The sequence below is a fragment of the Nocardia sp. CY41 genome (assembly GCF_009829325.1).
Lineage (GTDB): Bacteria > Actinomycetota > Actinomycetes > Mycobacteriales > Mycobacteriaceae > Nocardia.
The window spans coordinates 1-962 of sequence record NZ_VUOS01000129.1; the positions used below are offsets into that span (position 1 = coordinate 1).

Annotated in this window: 1 pseudogene; it reads right to left on the bottom strand. The window is 66.2% G+C overall.

From position 1 onward, the window contains the following. A pseudogene (locus GVY64_RS37025) lies at positions 1 to 900 on the bottom strand (IS5 family transposase); the annotation flags it as partial. Positions 901 to 962 lie beyond the last annotated feature (62 nt).

A 962-nucleotide genomic window follows, 5' to 3' on the forward strand; every position in this document is an offset into this window, starting at 1 on the left:
TAGGTCGTGTCTCCCAATGATTTGAGCCATTCAACGACGAGGGCCAGGACGAATCCGGCCCGGTAGGTGATCGCGAGTTTGTCGTAGCGAGTGGCCACCGCCCGCCAGTGCTTGGCCCTGTTGAAGGCACGTTCGATGACATTGCGGCGTTTGTAGATCTCGGCATCGAAGTTCGGTGCCCGCCCACCTGCGCGGCCCTTGCGTTTGCGGTTGGCGACCTGGTCCCGGCGTTCGGGAATCACGGCCTGGAGGCGTTTGCGGCGCAACAGAGTTCGGTTCGACGCCGCCGAGTAGGCGCGGTCGGCGATCACCACCTCCGGATTGCGCCGCGGCGCCCCACCGGCCAGTCGCGGCACCACCACCGCGTCCAGCAGCGGCCCCAGCAGCGGCGAGTCGTTGGTTTGACCGGGCGTGAGCAGCACGGCCAGGCTGCGACCGGCGCCGTCAGCGGCGAAATGGATCTTGGTGGTCAGCCCACCACGGGAGCGCCCGATGGCATGGTCGGCCGGTTCATAGCCCGGTCACCGAGTCGGCGGCCGCGCCGGCGGCGTGTTGATGTGCCCGCACGATCGTCGAATCGACCGAGACAACCCAGTCCAGGTCACCGGTGCTGTCGGCAAGGGCGACCAGAGCGGTCAGCACCCGGTCCCAGGTGCCGTCGGCGGCATAGCGGCGGTGGCGTTTCCACACCGTCTGCCACGGCCCGAAATGTTCCGGCAGATCCCGCCACGGCAGACTGGTGCGCAGCCGATACAGCATCCCCTCCACCACCAGGCGATTGTTGGCGAAGTTACGACCCACGTGGCCCTCGGACTTCGGTAGCAGCAACTCCAGCAGTTCCCACTGCTTGTCGGTCAGAACCTGGTATCGATCACCGATCGCGGTCGCCACGCACGACATGATGCACGATCGACCCCGACCGCGGGGCCGATCAATTCACCTCATTGGGAGACAGAACCTAG